Here is a 19306-nt window from a genome sequence, read left to right as displayed (position 1 = left end):
TCCGCCCGCACTGACAGCCCTGCCCGCACCGGTGCTGCCGACTCGTCCGGTCCGGGTCCGGGGGTCCGCCTCGGTCCGGCGGTTTCGCCCGGGGGCCCGCCTCAGTCTGGGTTCGGCCCGGGGCCCGCCTCAGTCCGGCGGTTCGGCCCGGTGGTCGGTCCCGGTCCGGTGGTTCGGTCCGGGGCCCGCTCCCGGCTCGTCCGGTCGGGTCCGGTGGCCGGTCCCGGTCCGGCGATCGGGGCTGCAGCCCGTGTCCCGGCGCACGCGCCCCGGCGCACGGACGCGGGTTCCCGGACGCGGGGTGCCCGGATGCCGACTGCCCGGACCGGAATGCTGTCGGCCGACCGGAGGAACGGCACCGGACGGTCCTCGGGAGCCTCGGGACGCGTCGGGGCAGCGCCCGGGACACCGGCGGACCGGTGGACGGTGCGGCACCCGCACCCGGGGCCGTCTGCCCGCCGAGGGGGTGTCGTTCCCCGTTTGAGGGATCGTTTCACCCGTACGGATTAAAAGTGCGCAGGGCACCGGAAGGGGCCGCGCCGGGCCGCCTACGGTCGCCGAATGACGAGCAGTGGCCCGGACACCCCGACCCGCACGACCGGCGCACACCGGGCGCACCGGGAGGTGCGCGACCGCGGAGCCGCCCGCACCCTCGCGCAACGGCCCCCGCTGCGCGACGAGCCCTACCTCGACGGCCTGTTCACCTACTGCCTGTCCGTCCTGTGCGACCACGACGCGGCGACCGCCGCCGTCGCCGACGTGCTCGCCCTCGCGGAGCGCCGTGGCCGGAACATCCCGGACGCGATCGGCGACCGCCGCGCCTGGCTGTACGCGCTGGCCCGCTGGGCCTGTCTGCGCCGGCTGACCGAGGCCCGCCAGGAACGCCGGGCCACGCACGCCGCGGGCCGCGCGGACCGGCAGCGCGCCGCCAGAGGTGGCTCCGCGCCCGCCGTCTCCGAGGACGTGCAGGAGCAGCGGCGCCGCGAACTGGCCCTGCTGGCCTGGCCCGAGGCGGCCGGCACCAGCCCGGAGCAGCGCGAGGCCCTCGAACTGGCGGTGCGTCACCACCTGGCCGCCCACGAGGTCGCCGCCGTGCTCGGCATGGAACCGGTCACCGCGCGGGAGCTGCTCGCCTCCGCCGCCTGCGAGGTCGAGCGCACCCGTGCCGCGCTCGCCGTCGTGGAGACCGGTGCCTGTTCCGGCGTGGCGCACCTCACCGGCGACCGGCGGGTGGTGCTGAGCACCGCGGTGCGGCGGGAACTCGTCCGCCACGTCGACGACTGTCCCCGCTGCCGGCGCACGGCGGAACGGGCCGTCCCCGGCCGCTGGCCCGGCACCAGCGTCACCCCCGACGCCCTCCCCGTGCTGCCCGCGCCCCGCGCGGCCCTGCGCACCGCCCTGGCGCACCACCCGCGCGGACGTTCCGGCGCGCCCCGCTTCGACCGGCGGGGCTACCCGATGGACCCCAAGGACCTGGTCGCGCGGCGGGACCGGCTGCGGGCGCGGGCCGTCACCACGACCGTCGTCGCCACCGTGGTCGCGGCACCGGTGTTCGCCCTGTGGGCCGCCTACCGCGGGACCCCGGTGGGCGAGGGCGAGGACGGCCGGTCGGCGTCCGCGCGGGAGGCCGACGGCCCGGTGGACCTGGGCGGCGAGGGGCCCGGCGGGTACGAGAACGCGGGCAACGCCAGCACCCGGCCGGACAACCGCTTCGACAAGGACGGCCGGAGGACCTCCGACGTGTCGGTGGAGGTCGTCGGGGTCACGGGCGGCGACAGCAAGGGGGCCGCGTCCCTCGGCGTGACCGCCGGCCACAGCGGGGACACCACGTTCATCACCCTCACCGCGACCGGATCCGCACCGGTGCGCTGGTCCGCGTCGACCGGCGCCCACTGGCTCTACCTGAGCCGGTCCGCGGGCACCCTGGAACCCGGGGAGTCGCTGACCGTGAAGGTCTACGTCGACCACCTGCGCGAGCCGTCCGGCCACTGGCAGGCGCGGATCGCCGTCGCGCCGGCCGGCGCCGTGGTGACCATCGACGGCTACGGCACCGCGCCCGGCCCGTCCCGCCCCGGGACCCCGCACCCCGGACACCCGGGCAGCCCGGGCACACCGCATCCCGGCACCCCGGGCGGTCCGCCGCCCTCGTCCGGTCCGGACCCCACGCCGACGACCCCGGCGCCCACCGAACCCACGCCGAGCGACCCGCCGCCGACCACCGACCCGGACCCCTCGCCCGGCGACCCCACCCCCACGGAACCGTCCGACTCCCCGCCCCCGGGCGACGGCGAGAGCGGGGACCCGAGCCCGTCGACGTCCTGAGCCGAGCGGGAGCCGGAACCGTCCGTCGGGCGGGGCGCCCGCCCCGCACGACGCCATGGGCCCCGCCGGACCGGCCGGCGGGGCCCATGACCGCTTGTCTCCGGCGCGCTCAGCGCGCGGTGCCCGGGCGGGATCCGGCGCCGCCTCAGGCGGGGTCCGCCGGATGCGGTGCCAGGAGGGGCAGCTGGGCGGCCAGCCGTGCCTCGCACAGTTCGACCAGGCGGTCGTACCCCGCCTTGCCCATCAGTTCGGTCAGCTCCGCCCGGTAGGAGACGTAGACCGGCTCGCCCGCGCCGTGCGCCGACGTCGCCGACGTGCACCACCAGTGCAGGTCGTGGCCGCCCGGGCCCCAGCCGCGCCGGTCGTACTCCCCGATCGACACCTGGAGCACGCGCGTGTCGTCGGGCCGGTCGATCCAGTCGTAGGTGCGGCGGATCGGCAGCTGCCAGCACACGTCCGGCTTGGTCTCCAGCGGCTCGCGGCCCTCCTTGACCGCGAGGATGTGCAGCGAGCAGCCCATGCCGCCCGCGAAGCCCGGCCGGTTCTGGAAGATGCACGAGCCCTGGAACGGGCGGGTCTGGCGCTCGCCGTCCTCGTCCTGCGAGACCCACCCGCCCCGGGTGCCCTCCTCGTGGTGCTGCCAGATGTCCGGCGTGAGCCTCGCCACATGCTCGGCGACGCGCTTCTCGTCGTCCTCGTCGGAGAAGTGGGCACCCAACGAGCAGCACCCGTCGTCCGCGCGTCCGGCCTGGATGCCCTGGCAGCCGCTGCCGAAGATGCAGTTCCAGCGAGAGGTCAGCCATGTCAGATCGCAGCGGAAGACCTGCTCGTCGTCCGCCGGATCAGGGAACTCCACCCACGCGCGCGCGAAGTCGAGGCCCTTCTCGTCGGCCGGAGGGCGATCCGTCGGAGGCGTCGCGGACGCGGCCGGCCGTGTCGACGTCCCGGCCGGTTCGACCGTCCTGGCCTTCTTGTCCGACTTCTTGTCCTTCGCCTTTTTCGTCTTTGGCACGCCTCCAGGGTATGCCGCCCGCGGAGCCGACCGGGACCGGCCCGTACCGGGCGGACCGTGCAACACGGCCCGCTGCGGGCAGTAGCGTTCCGTACATGAGACTTGGTGTCCTGGACGTGGGGTCGAACACGGTGCACCTGCTGGTGGTGGACGCGCACCCCGGAGCCTGCCCGTTGCCCGCGCACTCCCACAAAAGCGAACTCCGCCTCGCCCAGCTCCTCCAGGACGACGGGTCGATCGGCCCGCAGGGGATGGACCGACTGGTCTCTGTCATCCGCGAGGCGCTGCGGGCCGCCGAGGACAAAGGCGTCGAGGAACTGCTCCCGTTCGCCACCTCCGCGGTGCGCGACGCGGGCAACGCCGACGACGTCCTCGCGCGCGTACGGGCCGAGACGGACGTCGAACTCCAGGTGCTCAGCGGCGCGGAGGAGGCGCGGCTCACCTTCCTCGCAGCGCGCCGCTGGTTCGGCTGGTCCGCCGGGAAGCTCCTGGTGATCGACATAGGCGGGGGTTCCCTCGAGATCGCCTACGGCATGGACGAGGAACCCGACGCCGCGGTCTCGCTGCCGCTGGGAGCCGGGCGCCTCACGGCCGCGTGGCTCCCCGGGAACCCGCCCGAGGCGGACGAGGTGCGGGCGCTGCGCCGTCATGTGCGCACCGAGATCGCCCGTACCGTCGGCGAGTTCAGCCGGCTCGGCCGCCCCGACCACGTCGTGGCCACCTCCAAGACCTTCAAGCAGCTCGCCCGTATCGGGGGCGCGCCCGCCTCCGCCGAGGGCCTGTACGTGCAGCGGGAGCTGAAGCGGCAGTCGCTGGAGAGCTGGGTGCCCCGGCTCGCCGCCATGACCGAGCAGGAGCGCGCGGAACTCCCCGGAGTCTCCGAGGGCCGCGCCGGCCAGTTGTTGGCCGGCGCGCTGGTCGCCGAGGCGTCGATGGACCTGTTCGGCGTGGAGCGGCTGGAGGTCTGCCCGTGGGCCCTGCGCGAGGGCGTGATCCTGCGGCGCCTGGACCACATGGACGGCGGCGCCCGGCGGGCCTGACGGTCGCGCCCGGCGGGCCTGACGGCGGCGCCGCCGTCAGCGGCCTTCCCGTCCACCCGCCCGCACCCGTCCGCTATCGGCCTTCCCGTCTTCCCGCCCGCACCCGTCCGCACCCGTCCGCTATGGGGAACGCCACATCGGCCCCGGCGGGCCCCGCACCGGCCCGATCGCACCCCGTACCCTGTCCCTCGTGGCAGATCCAACGGTGCGCGTCCCGGATGCGAAGGTCGCACTGTCGACGGCCTCGGTCTACCCGGAGTCGACGGCGACGGCCTTCGAGATCGCCGCGCGTCTCGGTTACGACGGCGTCGAGGTCATGGTGTGGACCGACCCCGTCAGCCAGGACATCGAGGCACTGCGCCGGCTCAGCGACTACCACCGTGTGCCCATCCTGGCCGTGCACGCGCCCTGTCTGCTGATCACACAGCGCGTGTGGTCCACCGACCCGTGGACCAAGCTGCAACGGGCCCGGTCCGCCGCCGAGAGGCTCGGCGCCGACACCGTCGTCGTCCATCCCCCCTTCCGCTGGCAGCGGCAGTACGCCCGCGACTTCGTGCAGGGCATCTGGCGCATGGCCGACGAGACGGACGTGCGGTTCGCGGTGGAGAACATGTACCCCTGGCGCTACCGCGACCGCGAGATGCTCGCCTACGCGCCCGACTGGGACGTCACCCGCGACGACTACCGGCACTTCACCATCGACCTCAGCCACGCCTCGACCGCCCGCACCGACGCCCTCGACATGCTCGACCGCATGGGCGACCGGCTGGGCCACGTCCACCTCGCCGACGGCCGGGGCTCGGCCAAGGACGAGCACCTCGTGCCCGGCCGCGGCAACCAGCCGTGCGCCGAGGTGCTGGAGCGCCTCGCGCGGACCGGCTTCGACGGTCACGTCGTCATCGAGGTCAACACGCGGCGCGCCATGTCCGGCGCCGAACGGGAGGCCGACCTGGCGGAGGCCCTGGCGTTCACCCGCCGCCACCTGGCCGCCGCCCCGGCGGCCCCGGCATCACCGGCGTCCTCCGCGCCGCCGTCGATCTGGGTGCCGCGACGATGACCGGCCTCACCGCCCCCGGCGGCCGGGGAGCGTCCGCGGCACGCGAGGGCACCGCACGGCGCCGCGGCCGGCCCCCGCGCACGGAGGCCACGGGGACCCGTGACCGCATCCTCCAAGCGGCCCGGGAGGAGTTCTCCGAACGCGGGTACGAGAAGACCTCCGTCCGGGGCATCGCCAAGGCGGCCGGGGTGGACTCCGCTCTCGTCCACCACTACTTCGGCACCAAGGAGCAGGTGTTCGAGGCCGCCGTCGAGGTGGCCTTCGCGCCCGCCCTGGCGGCCCGGGACAGTGTCCTCGACGGCCCGCTGGACGAGGTCGGCGAGAAGATGACCCGCATGATCCTGGGCCTGTGGGAGAACCCGGTGACCCGGACCCCGCTGCTGGCCATCGTCCGCTCCGCCGTGAACAACGAGGTCGCCGCCGCCGTCTTCCGCCGCCTGGTCTCCACGCAGCTGCTGCGCCGGATCGCCGGCAGGCTCGACCTCCCGGACGCGGAGCTGCGCGCCGAGCTCGCCGCCGCGCAGCTGGTGGGGATCGCCATGATCCGCTACGTGATCAAGGTGGAGCCGCTGGCGTCGGCCGACCCCGAACAGATCGTCCGCCGGGTGGCCCCCGTCGTGCAGGGGCACCTCACCGGCCCCTGATCCGGCCCGATCCGAACAAGGGGCCCTGGACCCCCCACGGACACCGCCACGGGCCGGTGCCGGCGCTCTGAGACACCCGTCTCGCATATCGGACACCGCGTCCCGAACCCTGGATGACCGGCGTACGCTCGACTGGAGTCGGATTCCCGTATCCACGATGTTCTTCCCCGCCGGAACCCCGGCACCCCAGAGAAGGTCCCGAAGGAGCGAGCGACGATGCCCGAGCTGAGGTCCCGCACAGTCACCCACGGCCGCAACATGGCGGGCGCCCGCGCCCTCATGCGGGCCTCCGGTGTACCGGGCGCGGACATCGGCCGCAAGCCGATCATCGCCGTCGCCAACAGCTTCACGGAGTTCGTCCCCGGCCACACCCACCTCGCCCCGGTCGGCCGGATCGTCAGCGAGGCGGTCGTCGCGGCCGGCGGCATCCCGCGCGAGTTCAACACCATCGCCGTCGACGACGGCATCGCGATGGGCCACGGCGGCATGCTGTACTCCCTGCCCTCCCGGGACCTGATCGCGGACAGCGTCGAGTACATGGTCGAGGCCCACTGCGCCGACGCCCTGATCTGCATCTCCAACTGCGACAAGATCACCCCGGGCATGCTCAACGCGGCCCTGCGCCTGAACATCCCCACGGTCTTCGTCTCCGGCGGCCCGATGGAGTCCGGCCGGGCCACGCTCGTCGACGGCACGGTCCGCACGCTCGACCTGGTCGACGCGATGTCGGAAGCGGTCAACGACAAGATCTCCGACGCGGACATCCTCCGCATCGAGGAGAACGCCTGCCCCACCTGCGGCTCCTGTTCGGGCATGTTCACCGCCAACTCGATGAACTGCCTGACCGAGGCCATCGGCCTGTCCCTGCCGGGCAACGGCTCGGTCCTCGCCACCCACACCGCCCGCAAGGACCTGTACGTCCGCGCGGCCCGGACGGTCCTGGACCTCACCCGCCGCTACTACGAGCAGGACGACGACTCGGTCCTGCCCCGCAGCATCGCCACCCCCGCGGCCTTCGAGAACGCCATGGCGCTCGACATCGCGATGGGCGGCTCCACCAACACGATCCTGCACCTGCTGGCCGCCGCCCAGGAGGCGGAGGTCGCCTACGGCCTCACCGAGATGGACGCCCTCTCGCGCCGCGTTCCCTGCCTGGCGAAGGTCGCGCCCAACGTCGCGGGGGACCGCACGTACTACATGGAGGACGTGCACCGGGCGGGCGGCATCCCGGCCCTCCTCGGCGAACTGCACCGCGCGGGCCTGCTCAACGAGGACGTCCACTCCGTCCACAGCCCGTCCCTGGCCGACTGGCTGAAGACCTGGGACGTCCGCGCCGGTTCCCCGTCCCCCGAGGCCGTGGAACTCTGGCACGCGGCCCCCGGCTGCAAGCGCTCCGCCGAGGCCTTCTCCCAGTCGGAGCGCTGGGACTCCCTGGACGTGGACGCCGAGGGCGGCTGCATCCGCTCCGTCGAGCACGCCTACTCCAAAGACGGCGGCCTCGCCGTCCTGCGCGGCAACCTCGCCGTGGACGGCTGCGTTGTCAAGACGGCCGGCGTCGACGCGTCCATCTGGACCTTCGAGGGCCCGGCGGTCGTCTGCGAGTCGCAGGAGGAGGCCGTCCAGAAGATCCTCACCCAGCAGGTCACGGAGGGCGACGTGGTCGTCATCCGCTACGAGGGCCCCAAGGGCGGCCCCGGCATGCAGGAGATGCTCTACCCGACGTCGTACCTCAAGGGCCGGGGCCTCGGGAAGACGTGCGCGCTGATCACCGACGGCCGGTTCTCGGGCGGCACCTCCGGCCTGTCCATCGGCCACGCCTCCCCGGAGGCGGCCTCGGGCGGCACGATCGCCCTGGTCGAGGACGGCGACCGGATCCGCATCGACATCCCCAACCGCTCGATCGAGCTGCTGGTGGACGACGCCGAGCTGGCCCGCCGCGAGCAGGCGCTGAACGGCACGTACGCCCCGAAGAACCGCGACCGCAAGGTCTCGGCGGCGCTGAAGGCGTACGCGGCGATGGCCACCAGCGCCGACAAGGGCGCGGTCCGCGACGTGAGCAAGCTGGGCTGACCGCCACGGGGCCGCTTCCGCACAGCGCGGGAGCGGTCCGTCGGTCAGGTCACCAGTCAGGTCACCAGGCGGCCGGGTCGCTTCCCGCCACACCGAACACGGTCCCGTCGGGTGCGCCGGCGTAGACGTGGCCGCCCGCGAGCACCGGCTCGGGCAGCGCGGCGGGGACCCGGTCGGAGTCGTCGCCGAGCCGCGGCCGGGTCTGCCCGAGGAGCTTCCCGGTGCGGGCGTCGACACCCAGCAGCCGCCCGTCGGGCGCCGTCACGTACACGTGCCGTCCGTCGGCGGCGGGCCGCGAGCCCCGGCTCACCCCCGTCTCCAGCCGCCACCGCTGTTTCCCCGCCGCCATGTCGACGGCCACCAGGGAACCGCCCCCGCCCATCAGGTACACGGTGTCCCCGTGCACCCCGGCCTCCGCCTGCCCGACCGGCACCGGCAGCGTCACCCGGCGGGTGTCCGCGCTGCCGGGCGTGTAGCGGACCACGCCCGTGGCGTCGCCGTCGACGGCGCCCCCGACGAGCAGGTACACCGACCCGTCCGCGGCTCCCACGGGCGTCAGCGAGCCGGCGAGTTCCGCGTCCCACCGCACGTCACCCGTCGCCGGATCCACCGCGGTGATCCGGGTCCCGCTCCCGTCCGCCGACGGGCTCGTCACGTACGCCGACGGCTCGTCGGCCTCTCCCGCGAACGACGAGAAGTAGGGGACGGCCTGTCCCGGCACACGGCGTGACCACGCGGTGTCGCCGGTGGCGCCGTCCAGGCCCGTGACCGTGCCGTCGGCGTGGGTCAGCAGGAGCATGTCCCCGGCCGCCCGCACCCCCTCGTACGCGGGAACGTCCCGGTGCCACACCCGGCGGCCGGTGGCCGGGTCGAGCGCCTCCAGATCACCGGTGCGGTCGAGGGAGGGGTGGACGAGTCCGCCCGCGACGGCCGGCGGTTCGCTGCGGGGCGTCCTGGCCAGGTCGTGCCGCCACAGGGTGCGGCCGTCGGCCGGGTCCAGGGCGACGACCCGTCCGCGCAGCGCGCACAGCAGCCGCTCCTGCCGGTACGAGCACTGCGGCATGCCGTCGCGCCCGGCGGGCGCCGTCTCCCACTCCCCGAAGCCGGCCGGCGTGCTCTGCGCGGCGGTGGTCCGGCGGGCCGGCTGCGCGTCGTCGCCGGTCAGCTGAGCCGCCGTCAGGCCGCCGAGCACGGCGAGGCAGAGCGCTCCGGCCAGCAGAACCGTCCGCCGGCCGAGACGCCGCGTCGGCCGCTCCCCGGCGCCGTCCGCCGGTGCCGGTGCCGGTGCCGATGCCGGTGCCGCAGCCGCCTGTGCCGTGCCCCGCCCTCTCGCCGGTCCGTCCGCGGTGGCCTCCGTCTGCTCCTCGTCCGGTGTCCGGGGCGGCGGGAGGAACACCTGGGTGTCGTACGTCGCCGCCACCGACCGGAGTTCGCGCATGAGTTCGTCCGGCGTGGGCCGGTCGTCGGGCTCCTTGGCGAGACACCGCAGCACCAGCGGCGTCAGCGACTCCGGTACGCCGGTCAGGTCGGGTTCGTCGTGCACCACCTGGTAGGCGACGACGTACGGGCTGTCGGAGTCGAACGGGCCGCGCCCGGTCGTCGCGTGCACCATGAGCGAGCCGAGCGCGAACACGTCGGCGGCAGGCCCCACTTCCCGGGGCCGCCGGAACTGCTCGGGCGCCATGAACGGCGGTGTGCCGATCAACTTGCCGGTCTCGGTGCGCAGTTCACTGTCCCGAGGGCGGGAGATGCCGAAGTCGATGACCTTCGGGCCGTCGTCGGCGAGCAGCACGTTGCTCGGCTTCAGGTCCCGGTGCACGACCCCGACCCGGTGGATGTCGCGCAGCGCCTCCGCCATCCCGGCCATCAGCCGACGGGACTGGTCCGGGTCCATCGGGCCGTTCCGCTTCACCTGCTCGGAGAGGGTGGGGCCGGGGATGTACAGGGTGGCCATCCAGGGCCGCCCGGCCTCCGGGTCGGCGTCCACGACCGGTGCCGTGAAGGCCCCGCTCACCCGCCGCGCCGCAGCCACCTCCTGCCGGAACCGCCCTCTGAACTCGGGGTCCATGGCATACCGGGCGTGCACGACCTTCACCGCGACGCGCATGCCGGAGGTGCTCCGGGCCAGATGGACGACACCCATGCCGCCCGAGCCCAGATTCGATTCCAGACGGTAGTGACCGGCGTACTCCGGAAGTTCCGCTTCGGCGCCCGCCCCGGTGTTCCGCTGCGACGCCATGGAACCACCCCCGTGCTGTTCGTTCGCGCGCGCGACGCTCGGGAGCCTAGTCGATGGGGTGTGCGGGACGGAGGCGGCGCTACCGCCTTTCCGTGCGAGAAAAGAACGGGTGTTTCGCCATGTGTCTCCCGGGTATCAACGGACCCCCACGAGGTACGTGGGGGTCCAACGGGGGAGAACCACATGTCTGTTGAGCAGACGCAGCACACCGCGGCCGGCGGCGTCCAGGGGGCGGCGGAGGCGGTCGTCGCGGCTGCCGCGGCCACCTACCCGGTGGCCCCGGGCTACCGGCTGAACGTCCGCAGCGGCCCCGGCACCGGTTACGCGGTCGTCCGCGTCCTGGCCGAGGGCGCCCGGGTCCGGATCACCTGCCAGACGACCGGCACCCGGGTGACCGGCCCGTACGGCACCTCGGCGGTCTGGGACTGCATCGGCAGCGGCCAGTACGTCTCCGACGCGTACATCTACACCGGCAGCGACGGCTACGTGGCCCCTCGCTGCTGACCCGCCCACGCTGAGACACGCCCCCACCGCCGGCACGGCCGACGCCCCTGCCACTCCTACGGCCACGGGTCCCGCCGGGCACATCACGCCCCCGGCGCACACCGGGGCGGCGGGTGCCGGGCCGGCCGGCGTGGTGGGGTCGGCTGCGGGTGGTCCGGTTGGGCCCGCCGGTCGGGTTGGTCCGGCTGTCGGGTCGGGCCCGCCGGTCGGGTTGGTCCGGCTGTCGGGTCGGGCCCGTCGGTCGGGCTGGTCCGGTCCGGCTGGTCCGGCTGGTCCGGCTGTCGGGCTGGTTGGGCTGGACGTCGGCGGCCCGGGTTCCGATCGGCGCCGCGGGGGGCGGGTTCGTGCACGGGGTCCTGCACGGGTTCTTGCACGGACTCCCTGCGCGAGTTCCCTGGGTGGGTTCTCCGTACGAGGGTCCAGGCGCGGGGGGCGGTCGTCGGGGCATGCCGCCCGCGGAATCCGGCCCGCCCGCCGGCCCACGGGCGCTGCGGAGGCGGCCCGGCCGGCGGGTGGCCCACGGCGTCCGGGGCGCCCGGTGGCAGGGTGGCTCCCGTCCCCGGCGCCGGAGGGGTCACAATCGACACGTGAGCACAGCAGAGAACGAGACGAACGGAGCCCCGGGCAGCGCCTCAGACTCCCCAGGCACCCCCGCCGGTCCCCAGCCGGAGCCCATCCGCTTCTTCGGCACCACGTGGGTGGACCACGACAACGGCTACGCGGCCCGCCGCGTCGGCGTCGCCGTCGGCTCCCTCGCCGCGGCGGTCGCCGCCTGCTTCGTGCTGCGCTTCGCCTACGAGGGGCTGGCGATCGCCGACGTCAGCAGCTTCGTCACGCTGCTCATGGTCGTGATGTTCGCGGTGTGCAGTTCGCTCGCCTTCCGCCACACCTGGGACGGCTTCCGGCGCCGCCCGGACCCCGACCGCCAGCACTCCTTGCGGGGCCTGCTGGCCATCGGCTTCGTCGGCTCCCTCCTCGCCTACTTCTTCCGCTCGCTCACCGAGGCACCCGGCGAGAAGCTCCGCCGCGAGGAGTACGAGACCGCACGCAAGCAGTACGCCAAGCGCACCGCCCGCCGCTCGGGCAACCCCAAGAAGCGCCGCCGTCCCTAGGGCCCAGGTCCTGGTGCACGCTCGCCGCGCCGGCCGAAAGCCCACGTGCATCCTGTACGAGGACGTCCGGCCGGTACGCCGAGAGCACACACGGGCGCCGCTCCTTGACGGGTCGACGTTGCCTGCCGCGCACCTGCTCGTTTCGGGCCCGACTCGGCCACGGGCCCGTCGGTAGCCGCGGCCCCGTCGGCCGGCGGGCGGCCTCGGCCCTGCGACCGTGCTGAGGCGTGACGCCCGGAGGGTGGCCCCGCCCCCGCCTCCGAGGTCCGCGCGACCACCCGGCCGGATGCGGGGCCGCAGGGCTCCTCACACGACCCCGCAGCGGAGTGCTCACCCCGCCGACGAGCGCTGCGGGCCGACGCGGCCAGGCCGCTGGCGACGAGCCGCGCCGTCTCCGAAACTGATGTCCTGACCCTCCGCCGCCCGCAGCGAAGACCAGGCGGCAGCGGCCTCCGACAGCTCGGACTTCCAGGCGCCGGCGAGTGCTGCGCTCAGGCGGGACGAGATCGTGAAGTCGACGCATCCGTCATCGTCCTGTCCGGCGGACGGGCGGGGCGGGGCTCGCCGGCGTCACCGCGTTCCTCGGAACCTGCGCAGGTGAACAGGCGCGCCCACTCGATCACGGCCTCTCCGGGGTTGAAGTTCGCCGAAGAGGACAGCGACGCGGGGCCAAGCACCCCGGGTCCGTCTCCGCCCCCGGCTGCCGTCCGCCGGCGCGGCCTTTCCCTCCGCCTCTCCTCCTCTTCTTCCTCTCTTCCTTCTCTCCTCCTCTGCTCCTCCCGCCTCTTCCCTTCCTTCTCTCCGCCTCACTCCGGCTCCCCGTGGTGCGTCCGCCTTCACGCTTGACGCGACGAGCCGGCGCGCGCATTATTCATCACATGATGAATTACATCTCGGGACCGACCCACCCGGTCGCCGACCCCGGTGGCGGGAGCCCCTCCGACGGCACACCGGCCGTCCGGGCGCAGGGCCTCACCGTCGTCCGGGGCCCGCGCACCGTTCTGCGCGACCTGGCCTTCACCGTCCCGCGCGGGCAGATCACGGGGCTCCTCGGCCCCTCCGGGTGCGGCAAGTCGACGCTGATGCGGGCCATCGTCGGCACCCAGGCGAAGGTGGCCGGCACCCTGGACGTCCTCGGCCTCCCCGCCGGACACCCCGCGCTGCGCAGCCGCATCGGCTACGTCACCCAGGCACCCTCCGTCTACGACGACCTGACCGTCCGCCAGAACCTGGACTACTTCGCCGCGATCCTCGACCCGGGCCGCGCAGCCGCCGACCGTCGTCGGGAGAACGTCACCCGTGCCATCGAGGACGTGGACCTCACCGGGCACGCCGACTCCCTCGCCGGGAACCTGTCCGGCGGCCAGCGCAGCCGGGTCTCCCTGGCCGTCGCCCTCCTCGGCACCCCCGAACTCCTGGTCCTCGACGAACCGACCGTCGGCCTCGACCCGGTCCTGCGCCGCGACCTCTGGGAGCTGTTCCATGCCATCGCCGCAGAACGGAACGCGAGCCTGCTGATCTCCTCCCACGTCATGGACGAGGCGGAGCGCTGCCACCGCCTCCTGCTGATGCGCGCCGGCGAACTGCTCACCGGGGACGACACCGCCGGGCCCGACGAAGCGGCTGTCACCCCCGAGGCCCTGCGCTCCCGGACCGGCTCCGACACCGTCGAAGCGGCCTTCCTGCACCTGGTGGACCGGGCCGCCGCGGCCGACCGTCCGAAGGAGACCACGCGATGACCACGACCACCCGCCCTCGCCCGGTCCGCCCGTCCGCCCCGGCCGGCGCCCTCAACGCGGCCCGCACCCTCGCCACCGCGGGCCGGGTCCTGCGCCAGTTGCGTCACGACCCGCGCACCATCGCGCTGCTGCTGGTCGTCCCCTGCCTGATGCTGGTCCTGCTCCGCTACGTCTTCGACGGCAGCCCGCGCACCTTCGACACCATCGGCGCCTCGCTCCTCGGCATCTTCCCGCTGATCACGATGTTCCTGGTCACCTCGATCGCCACCCTGCGCGAGCGCACCTCCGGCACCCTCGAACGTCTCCTCGCCCTGCCGCTCGGCAAGGGCGACCTGATCGCCGGCTACGCGCTCGCCTTCGGCGCCCTCGCGGTCGTCCAGTCCGCCCTCGCCACCGGCCTGGCGGTCTGGTTCCTCGGGCTCGACGTCGTCGGCAGTCCCTGGCTGCTGCTTCTGGTCGCGCTCCTCGACGCGCTGCTCGGCACGGCTCTCGGCCTTTTCGTCTCGGCCTTCGCGGCCTCGGAGTTCCAGGCGGTGCAGTTCATGCCGGCCGTGATCTTCCCCCAGCTCCTGCTGTGCGGTCTCTTCGCCGCGCGCGACACCATGCACCCCGTCCTGGAGGTCCTCTCCGACGTGCTGCCCATGTCCTACGCCGTCGACGGCATGAACGAGGTGCTGCGCCACGCCGACATGACCACCGCCTTCCTGCAGGACGTCTCGATCGTCGCCGGGTGCGCCCTGCTGGTCCTGGGCCTCGGTGCGGCCACCCTGCGCCGCCGGACCGCCTGACGTCGGCCTGATGCCGGTCTGGTGCAGGTCTGATGTCCGTCTGTTTCCCGTCTGATGCGCGCCCGACGCCCGCCTGGTGTCCTGTGCCGCGGCCGCGGAACCGCCCCCCGGCGTGCACGGGCTCCGTCCCTCGCTCGCGCAGCGCGATCCACAACCTCGGACCCGCCGCCTCACGTCCTGCCGCGGACCCGCCGAAGTCCGCGGCCGGGCCGCCCGGCCGGCGTCCCGCCCACCGGAAGCCCCGGCCGACGCTGCCTCCGCCCAAAGCCCCTGCCGACGTTCGCTCCACCGGAAGCCCCGGCCGGTGTTCCGCCCACCGGACAGCCGCCGCGTCCGTCCACCCCCGGGTGGGAGGATGAACCAGGACGACGCACACCCCGGAGGGCACCCCAGCCATGACCCAGAAAGTCGCAGTCCTCGGCACCGGAAAGATCGGCGAAGCCCTGCTCAGCGGAATGATCCGCGCAGGCTGGAAGCCCGCCGACCTCCTGGTCACGGCCCGCCGCCCGGAACGAGCCGACGAACTCCGCACCCGCTACGGAGTCACCCCGGTCTCCAACCAGGACGCCGCCAAGACGGCCGACATCCTGATCCTCACGGTCAAGCCCCAGGACATGGGCGCCCTCCTCGACGAACTCGCCCCGCACGTTCCCGCCGACCGCCTGATCATCAGCGGCGCCGCCGGAATCCCCACCGCCTTCTTCGAGGAGCGGCTGGCCTCGGGCATCCCCGTGGTCCGCGTCATGACCAACACGCCCGCCCTGGTCGACGAGGCCATGTCGGTCATCTCCGCCGGCAGCCACGCCACCGCCGCACACCTCGCCCACGCCGAGGAGATCTTCGGCGGTGTCGGCAAGACCCTCCGCGTCCCCGAATCGCAGCAGGACGCCTGTACCGCCCTGTCGGGCTCCGGCCCCGCGTACTTCTTCTACCTCGTCGAAGCCATGACCGACGCCGGCATCCTGCTCGGCCTGCCCCGCGACAAGGCCCACGACCTGATCGTGCAGTCCGCGATCGGCGCGGCCACGATGCTCCGCGACAGCGGCGAACACCCCGTCAGGCTCCGCGAGAACGTGACCTCCCCGGCCGGCACCACGATCAACGCCATCCGGGAACTCGAGAACCACGGCGTCCGGGCCGCCCTCATCGCCGCACTGGAAGCCGCCCGCGACCGCAGCCGCGAACTGGCCTCCGGCAGCAAGGACTGAGGAGCGGGACTGAGGGGCGGAACTGAGGAGCGGGAGAGCGGGGCTGAGGACTGGGGCTGAGGAGTACGGGCCGACGGCCGGGCCCGGGGCGCCCGGAAGCTCCGGAGGCCGACGTGGCCGAGAGGGGGCGGGAGCGGCCGAGGCGGCCGGGAGGGGCCGAGACGGCCACCCGGTATCCCCGGCCGCCCGGTATCCCCGGCCCTCCTGACCAGCCAGGCCACCCGAGACAGCCGACGAGACAGCCGAACCGTCCAGGCGCCCTTCGGCAGCCCCGTCCGCCCGGCTCACTTCGCCGCGGTCAGCACGTCCCGCGTCGTCACCACCTCCGCGAACCCGCCCCCGTGCAACGACACGGCGGACGCCATCGCCAACTCGTCCGCACTCCGACGCCAGCCGAAGGGCCCCTCCAGGTCGAACGTGTACGTCGCGTCGAAGGCGACCACCGCCTCGAAACCGAGGTTCCCCGCCATCCGCGCCGTCGTCTCGACGCACATGTTCGTCTGGATCCCGGCCAGCACCACCTGCCCGATCCCCGCATTCCGGAGCCAGGCACCCAGGTCCGGAGTGCCGAGGAATGCCGAGTTCACCGTCTTCGTGACCAGCAGTTCCGCACCCCCTCCTTTCCCTCGCCGCCGTTCCACGTACTGCTTGAACCCGTTGCCCTCGTGGCCCGGCCGCAGGGGCGACCCCGGCTGGACCGAGTCGTGCCGCACGAAGACGACCGGCCGGGCGGCCGACTGCCACGCGTCGATGAGAGCGGCGATGTTGTCGTCCGCCGCCGGGTGGTTGCGCTTCCCCCAGAAACCGACCTCCTCGAAACCCTGCTGCACGTCCACGACCACCAGTGCTGCGTTCCGTTCGATGTCCATGCCGTCGATCCTGCCGGTCCACCGCACCCCCTCCCAGAGGTCCGGAAGCCATCGATCGATGGTTCACTGCCACCCATGGCAGCCACAGCCCCCTACCGCGTAGCCCTCCTCGCCTTTCCCGGCATCCGCGCCTTCGACGTCTCCGTCATCACCGAGGTCTGGGGTGTCGACCGCACCGACCGCGGTGTCCCCGCCTTCGCACTGCGCCGCGCCGCCACCGACATCACCCCCCTCCCCCTGCGCGGCGGCCTCACCCTCCTCCCCGACCGCCCCCTCACCTGGCTGACCCACGCCGACCTGGTGGTCGTCCCGGGCCTGGACGACCACCTCACCCCCGCACCCCCTCCCGTCCTCGACGCCCTGCGCCACGCCCACGCCCGCGGCACCCCGCTCGCCGCCCTCTGCGGCGGCGCCTTCACCCTCGCCCAGGCCGGACTCCTCGACGGCCGCCGCGCCGTCACCCACTGGAACCTGACCGACCTCCTCCGCGCCCACCACCCCCGCGTCGACGTCGTCCCCGACGCCCTGTTCATCGAGGACAGCAACATCTGGACGGCGGCAGGCACCGCCGCCGGCATCGACCTCTGCCTCCACCTGGTCCGGCGCGCCCACGGAGCAGAGGTCGCCGCCACCATCGCCCGGTCGATGGTCACGGCCCCCTTCCGCACCGGCACCCAGGCCCAGTTCATCGAACACCCCACCCCGCGCACCGACCGGGACGCCGACACCCTTGCCGCGGTACGCGAACACGCGCTGCGCCGACTCGGCGAACCGCTCACGGTCGCCGACCTGGCGGCTCACGCCGGCATGTCCCCGCGCACCTTCGCCCGCCGTTTCTCCGCCGCCACGGGCACCAGCCCGCTGCGCTGGCTCCTCGACCAGCGCATCGCCGCGGCCCAGCGCCTCCTGGAACGCACCGACCTGCCCATGCCCGAGATCGCCCGCCGGGCCGGCTTCGGCAGCGAGGTCACGATGCGCCAGCACTTCGCATCGCGCCTCGCCACCAGCCCCCGCGCCTACCGGGCCGCGTTCAGCACGGGCGCCCCGGTATCCGCGCCCGCCGGCAGCAGACCGATGGCCCGATAGGCGGCATCGACCGTCGGCCGCGCCATCGCCCTCGCCCGTTCCGCACCATCCCGCAGCACCCCCTCCACATGGCCGGGATCCGCGCACAGCTCCCTGTGCCGCTCCCGCACGGGCCGCAACACCTCGATCACGGCCTCGGCGGTCTCCCTCTTCAAAACCCCGTACGACTCATATACACCGGCCAGGGCCTCCGGGTTCCCACCCGTGCACGCCGCGAGGATCTCCAGCAGATTCGCCACGCCCGGCCGCGACGCCCTGTCGTACACGACGTCCCGCCCGCTGTCCGTCACCGCGCGCATGACCTTCCTGCGCACCACGTCCGGATCGTCCAGCACATGGACGATGCCCGGCCCGGCGTCGTCGCTCTTGCCCATCTTCGACAGTGGGTCCTGCAGGTTCATCACCCGCGCCGCCACCTTCGGACGCGTCGCCCGGGGCACCACGAACGCCTGCCCGTACCGCTGGTTGAACCGCATGGCCAGGTCCCGCGCCAGCTCCACGTGCTGCGTCTGGTCGTCCCCCACCGGGACCTCCTCGGTCCCGTACGCGAGGATGTCGGCCGCCATCAGCACCGGATACGTCAGCAGCGACAGCCGCACACTCCCACCGCGCCGCTGCTCCCGCGCCGCCTTCTCCTTGTACTGGATCATCCGGCGCATCTCGCCGTCCGTGGCCACGCACTCCAGGAGGTACGACAGCCGGGCGTGCTCGTCGACGTGACTCTGCACGAACACCGTGCACACCCGATGGTCCAGCCCGGACGCGAGCAGTACCGTCGCCGCCTGCCGGGTCAGCCGGCGAACCCGCGCGGGATCGTGGTCGACGGTCAGCGCATGCAGGTCGACGACACAGAACAGCGCGTCCGCGCGGTGCTGGTCGGCCGCGGCCCACTGCCGGACGGCTCCCAGGTAGTTCCCCAGCGTCAGATGCCCGGTCGGCTTGACCCCACTGAAGACCCGCTTCATCTCTTCACTCCGTCTCCCGGTCGGTGCCGCCGACTCCGGCGGGCCGTCCCTCGGAGCTCTGGAGGGAGAAACACGAACGGCCGCCGAAGCGGCGGCCGTGAGTGCATACGTAGGACGGCCGCCGTCAGGCGGCCCACCAGAACTGGCGGTACGTACGCGTCGTCATGCACCGGAGGATACGCCCCGAGGACGGTTCGAGCAGGCGGTTTGACACGCCCAGGGCCCATCCGTAGTGTTCTCCGGGTTGCCCGACGTGAGCACCGACTCCGGTCGGCCCCGGGCGACCATTCCGCAAGCACCGTCTCTCTCTGACGGCAGACGTATGTCCGCCGCCGGTAAAGGGCACGCGTGTGTGCGAAATGAGGAATGCAGGCCCGAAAGGGTACTGGTCCCCGATTAGCTCGGGAGCCGGGAATCCGCTAAAGTCTCACTCGTCGGAACGGCCAACGGCCGGGAAGGCAAACCCCGCTGACTGGGGGTCAGGTCGAGCAGAAGGATCTGATAAAGTCGGGCCCGCCGGAAAGGGAAAGCGCGAAAAGCGTCGACCTGAAAAGCACCGAGGAAATCGGATCGGGAAGATCTGATAGAGTCGGAAACGCAAGACCGAAGGGAAGCGCCCGGAGGAAAGCCCGAGAGGGTGAGTACGAAGGA

The 19306-nt window shown here is 73.5% G+C and carries 15 protein-coding genes; 11 read left to right on the top strand and 4 right to left on the bottom strand.

The genetic code is table 11. From position 1 onward, the window contains the following. Positions 1–561: 561 nt before the first annotated feature. Complete coding sequence (locus tag AB0F01_RS30220; RefSeq protein WP_362102326.1) at positions 562–2322, top strand: hypothetical protein; 1761 nt, start codon at positions 562–564, stop codon at positions 2320–2322. 145 nt (positions 2323–2467) lie between these two features. Here AB0F01_RS30220 and AB0F01_RS30215 read toward each other — a convergent pair whose 3' ends face one another. Next, on the bottom strand, positions 2468–3334 hold the full coding sequence (locus AB0F01_RS30215) for a hypothetical protein (protein WP_362102323.1): 867 nt from the start codon (positions 3332–3334) through the stop codon (positions 2468–2470). 95 nt (positions 3335–3429) lie between these two features. On the opposite strand from AB0F01_RS30215, the gene AB0F01_RS30210 reads away from it, so the two are divergent. The 4 genes from AB0F01_RS30210 (at position 3430) to ilvD (ending at position 8145) form a co-directional block, all read left to right on the top strand. Continuing rightward, positions 3430–4374 (top strand): Ppx/GppA phosphatase family protein, encoded by a 945-nt coding sequence (locus AB0F01_RS30210; RefSeq protein WP_362102321.1) that lies wholly within the window; start codon positions 3430–3432, stop codon positions 4372–4374. Between the two features lie 190 nt (positions 4375–4564). Next, positions 4565–5431 carry a sugar phosphate isomerase/epimerase gene (locus AB0F01_RS30205; RefSeq protein WP_362102319.1) on the top strand — a complete coding sequence of 289 codons (867 nt, stop codon included), beginning with the start codon at positions 4565–4567 and terminating at the stop codon, positions 5429–5431. After that, entirely contained in the window at positions 5428–6075 is a 648-nt protein-coding gene (locus AB0F01_RS30200) for a TetR family transcriptional regulator (protein ID WP_362102317.1), read from the top strand. The genes AB0F01_RS30205 and AB0F01_RS30200 overlap by 4 nt, the downstream gene beginning before the upstream one ends. A gap of 216 nt (positions 6076–6291) precedes the next feature. After that, positions 6292–8145, top strand: coding sequence for a dihydroxy-acid dehydratase (ilvD, locus tag AB0F01_RS30195; RefSeq protein WP_362102314.1), 1854 nt, complete (start codon positions 6292–6294; stop codon positions 8143–8145). Between the two features lie 61 nt (positions 8146–8206). Here the strand turns inward: ilvD and AB0F01_RS30190 are convergent, their stop codons facing one another. Further along, positions 8207–10384, bottom strand: coding sequence for a serine/threonine-protein kinase (locus AB0F01_RS30190; protein ID WP_362102312.1), 2178 nt, complete (start codon positions 10382–10384; stop codon positions 8207–8209). Between the two features lie 183 nt (positions 10385–10567). Between AB0F01_RS30190 and AB0F01_RS30185 the strand changes: the two genes are divergently transcribed. From AB0F01_RS30185 to proC, 5 genes are all read left to right on the top strand, one after another. Next, positions 10568–10888: an SH3 domain-containing protein gene (locus AB0F01_RS30185; protein ID WP_362102309.1), complete on the top strand. Its 321-nt coding sequence runs from the start codon at positions 10568–10570 to the stop codon at positions 10886–10888. A gap of 587 nt (positions 10889–11475) precedes the next feature. Beyond that, positions 11476–12000, top strand: a complete 525-nt coding sequence (locus tag AB0F01_RS30180) for an EamA/RhaT family transporter (RefSeq protein WP_362102306.1) — start codon at positions 11476–11478, stop codon at positions 11998–12000. An 878-nt stretch (positions 12001–12878) separates the two neighbouring features. Further along, entirely contained in the window at positions 12879–13739 is an 861-nt protein-coding gene (locus AB0F01_RS30175) for an ABC transporter ATP-binding protein (RefSeq protein WP_362102303.1), read from the top strand. After that, complete coding sequence (locus AB0F01_RS30170; RefSeq protein WP_362102300.1) at positions 13736–14527, top strand: ABC transporter permease; 792 nt, start codon at positions 13736–13738, stop codon at positions 14525–14527. Before AB0F01_RS30175 ends, AB0F01_RS30170 begins: the two co-directional genes overlap by 4 nt. 395 nt (positions 14528–14922) lie before the next feature. Beyond that, positions 14923–15735: a pyrroline-5-carboxylate reductase gene (gene proC / locus AB0F01_RS30165; protein ID WP_362102297.1), complete on the top strand. Its 813-nt coding sequence runs from the start codon at positions 14923–14925 to the stop codon at positions 15733–15735. Positions 15736–16019: 284 nt separating this feature from the next. On the opposite strand, the gene AB0F01_RS30160 is transcribed toward proC, so the two are convergent. Next, positions 16020–16604, bottom strand: a complete 585-nt coding sequence (locus AB0F01_RS30160) for a cysteine hydrolase family protein (RefSeq protein WP_362102294.1) — start codon at positions 16602–16604, stop codon at positions 16020–16022. 75 nt (positions 16605–16679) lie between these two features. Between AB0F01_RS30160 and AB0F01_RS30155 the strand changes: the two genes are divergently transcribed. Then, positions 16680–17690, top strand: a complete 1011-nt coding sequence (locus tag AB0F01_RS30155; protein ID WP_362102291.1) for a helix-turn-helix domain-containing protein — start codon at positions 16680–16682, stop codon at positions 17688–17690. On the opposite strand, the gene trpS is transcribed toward AB0F01_RS30155, so the two are convergent. Beyond that, positions 17621–18655: a tryptophan--tRNA ligase gene (gene trpS, locus AB0F01_RS30150; protein WP_362102289.1), complete on the bottom strand. Its 1035-nt coding sequence runs from the start codon at positions 18653–18655 to the stop codon at positions 17621–17623. The two genes, AB0F01_RS30155 and trpS, sit on opposite strands and share 70 nt — an antisense overlap. Positions 18656–19306: the final 651 nt, after the last annotated feature.

The organism is Streptomyces sp. NPDC029526 (assembly GCF_040637405.1).
GTDB lineage: Bacteria > Actinomycetota > Actinomycetes > Streptomycetales > Streptomycetaceae > Streptomyces.
This window is presented reverse-complemented; position numbering and strand designations above follow the sequence as displayed.